A 5629-nucleotide genomic window follows, 5' to 3' on the forward strand; every position below is an offset into this window, starting at 1 on the left:
TCCTTGCCGCCGGCCGCCGCCTTCGCCTGCTCGAGCGCCGAATGGATGCCGTCGGTCACAAAACAAAAGGTCGTGCCACCTTCCATCGTGATCGGCGCACGCTTGTAGTGCGTCAGCACGAAAACCGGCACATGGTAGGGTGGATTGTCGCCCCACCAGCCTTTCCAGCTGTCGTCAGGCCATTCGCCGCGGATCGGCCCGAACATGTTGCGGCCGAGGATCCAGGCGCCGACATTCTCGAAGCTGCGCGCCGCGAAAGCCTCGTTGATATCGGTGGTGCCGCCATCTTGCCCGAGCACCATCTCACGGAAGGTGCGGGTGTCGACAAACCACTTGTGCAAGGATTGCCCACCGACGCCGAGCGGATTTTGCAGGTCCTGATCGGGACCGGCGCCATAACCGTCGAGCGATAGGGTGAATGCGTTGACGCGAAGTTTGGACATGGGGCCTCCTAACCAATTATGTCTGCAATCGGTTTTCTTGTAGCAAACCGATTGCAGATCGCAAGCGGTGTTCCCCACGATGGAGACACGTCCTGACATCRTCGCCAAGTGACGTCCGGAATGTTGCGTAGCGATGCGCTGGGATCGCCACTGGTGGCCGCCGAAACAGCCGCCATATCAGGCTATTCGCCAGTGAGTTCCATGAAGCGGATATGGTTGCTGAACGGGTCGATGACCTCGACCGTCAGCCGCCCGTCCTCGTGCTCGAGACCCGGCTTCATGTAGCGGTAATCCTTGGCCGCCAGCTCTTTGTGAAAGGCGCGGATGCCTCTCATGTAAATAACCATGTTGCCGCCTGGCGTCGCGTCGCCGGCATGTTCGGACAAATGCAGGACAAGGTTGCCGCGCGACACCTGCGTGTAAAGCGGGAAGTTGTCGCCGTAGCGGTGCTCCCAATCCACGGCGAAACCGAGATAGCCGAGGTAGAATTCGTGCGCCTTGGCGACGTCGAAGATGCGCACGATCGGCGCCGTCCGTTCGAAGATGATGGTTTCGTGCCGGGCCGGCGGCGCCTCGATTTTCGCCGACAGGATGTTCCAGGTCGCTAGTCCGAACTGGCGCGCGACGATTTCAAGAGCCTCGCTGTGGCTGATCGTCAGGTCGCGGGCGGCGAGCGCCTCCCGCATGGCTTTCGCCATGGTCTTGGCATCACGATAGGCAAGCATGTCCGTTTCCTCGGTCACGGCGAAGTCTTCGTCAGTGCCCGCATTGCCGACGCCTTCGCCCGACGGTGAAACGGGTCAGGAAGCATCCTCTGGAGGCGTTCGCCATACCTCTTGGCGAGGTGCGGGCTGCCGGCCGCCTCCGGCCGTGCGAGCATCATAGCCGGAGCCGGCGCGTTCTGTCAGCGCAAAAAATCGCCGGTTGTCGAATGAAAAGCTATTCCATCGACAGGATGAGATTGCGCACGACCGGATAGATTTCACGCTCCCAGCGTTTGCCGTTGAAGACGCCATAGTGGCCTACATTGGCCTGCAGGTGATGGCGTTTTAGATGCGGACGCAGTGACCGGCACAATTCATGGGCGGCCGAGGTCTGGCCGAGTGCGCAGATATCGTCGCGCCCGCCTTCGACAGTGAGCAGCGCGGTGTTGCGGATCGCGCCCGGGTCGACCAGGCTGCCACGGAAAGTGTAGGTCCCGGTGGCGATCTCTGCCTTCTGGAACACACGGTCTATGGTTTCGAGATAGAATTCCTCGGTGAGGTCGAGCACCGCCAGATACTCGTTGTAGAAAGTCTTGATCTTCTCGGCCTCGGCGATCTCGCCGGCGGCCAGATGGTCGTGCAGTTTGCGGTGCGCTTTCGTGTGCCGGTCCATGTTCATGCCCATGAACGCAGCAAGCTGGAGAAAGCCCGGATAGACCCGGCGTCCGCCGCCGGCGTGGCGCCAGGGCACATGCGAGATGACGGAATTCTGGAACCAGGACAGCGACTTGCTGACGGCGAATTCGTTGACCTTGGTAGGACTTTCGCGCGGATCGATCGGACCCGCCATCAGCGTCATCGAGCGTGGCGTCGCTGGATGCCCGTCCTCGGACATGATAGCAACGGCGGCAAGCGCCTGGACGCAGGGCTGGCAAACCGCCAGTATGTGTGCGCCCGGGCCGATCGCCTGCAGGAAGCGAATGATGTAGTCGACATAGTCGTCCACCCCGAAGCGGCCGGCGACAAGCGGCACGTCGCGGGCATTKGCCCAGTCGGTGATGTAGACCTCATGGTCAGCCAGAAGCGTTTCCACCGTGCCGCGCAGCAGCGTCGAGAAATGGCCCGACAACGGGGCGATCACCATCACCCGCGGCTGGCGCGTGTCCATATCCTTGGCGAAGCGCAAAAGCTTGCCGAATGGCAGGTCGAGCGCTGTTTCGACGCTGACAGGCACATCGCGATTGCCGACCCTGACGGATTTGATGTCGAAATCCGGCCGTGCATGGGTGAGCTTGAGACGGGCGATCATCTCCAGCCCCGCGGCCAGGCGCTGTTTCAAGCCGTCGCCCGAGACCACGCCGCCCATCTTCGAACGCATCAGATCGGCGAAAAAGCGCGTCGGGGCGATAAGGTCGTCCTGAAGCTGGTAGGCCTGGTACAGCATCGAATACGTCCCATTCCCAGCGGCCATGTGGCAGTGCAAAAAAATCTAGTGCAAATTTTTGTGCATTGCGAGAGGATTGTTGCCGGCAAAGGGCTCGGAGGGTCGACGGCATGACGAAGATGACATGAGTAAAGTGCCAGCAACCAAGGCGTCCGGGACTAAGGTGCCTGCGCCCAAAGGGCCTGCGGCCAAGGCCATGTTGACGATCTCGTCGAAGAACTATTCGTCCTGGTCGCTGCGCGGCTGGCTGCTCTGCCGCATGGSCGGGCTGGAGTTCGAGGAAAAGCGCRTCGACATCGATGAYSCYGRGCAGCGGCAGGARTTGCTGCTTYTGTCGCCATCGGTKCTGGTGCCGCGKCTGACCCATGACGGGGTGACRGTGTGGGACACGCTGGCRATCGCCGAATAYCTGGCCGAGACCATGCCGGGAGCGGGGCTCCTGCCGGCTGACCGCGTCGCTCGCGCCCATTGCCGCGCSGTGTCTGGCGAGATGCATTCGGGATTTCACAATTTGCGCTCGGCGCTGCCGATGAGCCTGAAGGCCAGACACAAGAGCTTCAAGATATTTTCCGGCGCGCGCCCGGATGTGGAGCGGATCAAGACGATCTGGTCCGAATGCCTGGAGGCCTATGGCGGTCCCTGGCTGTTCGGCGCGTCACCGACCGTGGCCGACGCGATGTATGCGCCTGTCTGTACCCGTTTCCGCACCTATGCCGTCGAACTCGAAGCGCCGCTCACCGCCTATTGCGACACCATCTTCGCCTGGCCGCTGATGCAGGAATGGACGCAAGACGCCTTGGCCGAGCCCGAGGATATCATCGAACTGGACGTGGAATTTTAGGCCAACCGGGCCGTTGCAGAGCGGGGCCTGGCTGTATAATGGCGCGCTGCTACCCCTTCAGCATCTGCGCCACTTCGGGCGCGAAATAGGTCAAGATGCCGTCGCAGCCGGCACGCTTGAAGGCAAGCAGGCTCTCCAGCATCGCCTTCTCGCCGTCGATCCAGCCGTTGGCGCCCGCCGCCTTGATCATCGAATATTCGCCCGACACCTGGTAGGCGAAGGTCGGCATCTGGAATTCGTCCTTCAGCCGGCGGATGATGTCGAGATAGGGCAGGCCGGGCTTGACCATCAGCATGTCGGCGCCTTCGGCGATGTCCTGCTCGGCCTCGCGCACCGCCTCGTCGGAATTGGCGTGGTCGATGTAATAGGTCTTCTTGTCGCCCTTGAGCAGGCCCGCGGTGCCGACCGCCTCGCGGTAGGGGCCGTAGAAGGCCGAGGCGAACTTCGTCGCGTAGGACATGATCGCCACGTCCTGAAAACCGTTGGCGTCGAGCGCGTCGCGGATGGCGCCGATGCGGCCGTCCATCATGTCGGACGGCGCGATGATGTCGGCGCCGGCCGCGGCCTGGATGACGGCCGCTGCCGCGACCTGTTCCACCGTTTCGTCGTTGACGATGATGCCGTCGCGCAGGATGCCGTCATGGCCGTGGCTGGTGAACGGGTCGAGCGCGGCGTCGGTGATGATGCCGATCTCGGGCACCGCGTCCTTGATGGCGCGGGTGGCGCGGTTGATAATGTTTTCCGGGTCGAGGATGTGCGAGCCGGTCTGGTCGCGTAAGGCCAGTTCGACATTGGGGAAGGTGGCCAGCGCCGGAATGCCGAGCTTCGCCGCCCGTTCGGCCTCCTTGACGGCAAGGTCGACCGACAGGCGGAAGACGCCGGGCATGGCGGCGATCGGTTCGCGCACATTTTTGCCCTCGACGACGAAGATCGGCCAGATCAAATCGTCGACCGAAAGCCGGTTCTCCTGCACCAGGCGGCGCGACCAGTCGGCCTTGCGCATGCGGCGCAGGCGGCGGCTGCCGGTGATGTCGTCGACGCTGCGCGCGCCGGCTGGCTTGGTCGGGGTGAATTTGTTCATTGCCAAAACTCTCGGCCAAAACTCTCGTTCGGCGGCTTTTACCACGAGCCCTTGGTGCTGACCAATGCGACACGATTGTGCCAGCTTTGCTTCGCCCCGTTACCGAGAGGGCAGCGCGGACTTCTCAAGGCTGGCCATTGCCACGCGGAACGCTTCGTCGAAGACTGCTACCATTGACGCACCCATGCGCCGCCTTTAGCACTTCAGTCCCGCAGGCGCGGGGGGAGGGATTCTCTGGCGATGGATTTTGGCGGCGGCGACGAGATCCGCTTCGAGCGGCTGGGCCGGGCCGGCGTCATCACGCTGACGCGGCCGAAGGCGCTCAATGCCATCACACACAGCATGGTCAAGGCGCTCGGCAAGGCGCTTGATGCCTGGGAGCAGGATGCGAGCGTCAACGTCGTCATCGTCAAGGCGGAGGGCAGGGCTTTTTCTGCCGGCGGCGATATCCTGCACGTCTACGAGTGCGGCCGCGCCGGCAAGCCGCCGGTCGATTTCTTCGCTGATGAATACAGGCTCAACGCCCGCATCGCGCGCTTCAAGAAACCCTATGTCGCGCTGATCGACGGCATCGTCATGGGCGGCGGCGTCGGCATCTCCTTCCATGGCTCACACCGCATAATGACCGAGAATGCGCAGTTCGCCATGCCCGAAGTCGGCATCGGCTTCTTCCCCGATGTCGGTGCCAGCCACCTGCTTCCGGATCTTGGCGGCAGCTTTGGCATGTACCTCGGCTTGACGGGAGCGCGTATCCGTTATGGCGATGCGCTGTGGTCCGGCCTTGCCACGCACACGATCAAGGCCGACGACCAGGCAGGGCTGCTCGACGAGCTGATAATCAGCAATGACCCGAACGCCGAGTTGCGCGATTTCTTCATCCCGGCCAAACGCGAGACGGACCGGCAGGACCTTGATTCGATCGCGCGCCATTTTTCGCAAGGCACGCTCGCCGGCATCATCGCCAGTCTTGAGGACGCAGCCGGCGGTGATGCCTTTGCCGAGAAGACGCTGGCGATGATCAAAAGCCGCTCGCCGACCAGCCTTCACATTGCCTGGCGCGAGATCGGTGCCGGCCAGACGCTGTCGATGGATGAATGCATGAAGATGGAGTTCCGC

Annotated in this window: 6 protein-coding genes; 2 read left to right on the plus strand and 4 right to left on the minus strand. The window is 62.6% G+C overall.

Translation table 11 applies throughout. The features are described 5' to 3' along the window. From AC1DX0_RS30015 to AC1DX0_RS30025, 3 genes are all read right to left on the minus strand, one after another. Window positions 1–443: dihydrofolate reductase family protein (locus AC1DX0_RS30015; RefSeq protein WP_477358065.1), on the minus strand; the 443-nt coding region annotated here is incomplete at its 3' end. Between the two features lie 182 nt (window positions 444–625). Next, on the minus strand, window positions 626–1168 hold the full coding sequence (locus AC1DX0_RS30020) for a glyoxalase superfamily protein (protein ID WP_477221149.1): 543 nt from the start codon (window positions 1166–1168) through the stop codon (window positions 626–628). 214 nt (window positions 1169–1382) lie between these two features. Beyond that, window positions 1383–2591, minus strand: a complete 1209-nt coding sequence (locus tag AC1DX0_RS30025; protein WP_477221150.1) for a polyhydroxyalkanoate depolymerase — start codon at window positions 2589–2591, stop codon at window positions 1383–1385. Between the two features lie 196 nt (window positions 2592–2787). Here AC1DX0_RS30025 and AC1DX0_RS30030 point away from each other — a divergent pair, with 196 nt between their 5' ends. Beyond that, the gene (locus AC1DX0_RS30030) at window positions 2788–3432 is read left to right on the plus strand and encodes a glutathione S-transferase (protein ID WP_477358071.1); all 645 of its coding nucleotides are present in this window, start codon (window positions 2788–2790) and stop codon (window positions 3430–3432) included. 49 nt (window positions 3433–3481) lie between these two features. On the opposite strand, the gene hemB is transcribed toward AC1DX0_RS30030, so the two are convergent. After that, window positions 3482–4513 carry a porphobilinogen synthase gene (hemB, locus tag AC1DX0_RS30035; protein WP_477221151.1) on the minus strand — a complete coding sequence of 344 codons (1032 nt, stop codon included), beginning with the start codon at window positions 4511–4513 and terminating at the stop codon, window positions 3482–3484. Between the two features lie 240 nt (window positions 4514–4753). Here hemB and AC1DX0_RS30040 point away from each other — a divergent pair. Further along, a partial coding sequence (locus tag AC1DX0_RS30040) for a 3-hydroxyisobutyryl-CoA hydrolase (RefSeq protein WP_477358068.1) occupies window positions 4754–5629 on the plus strand: 876 nt, incomplete at its 3' end.

Source organism: Mesorhizobium sp. P3_A9 (genome assembly GCF_056402975.1).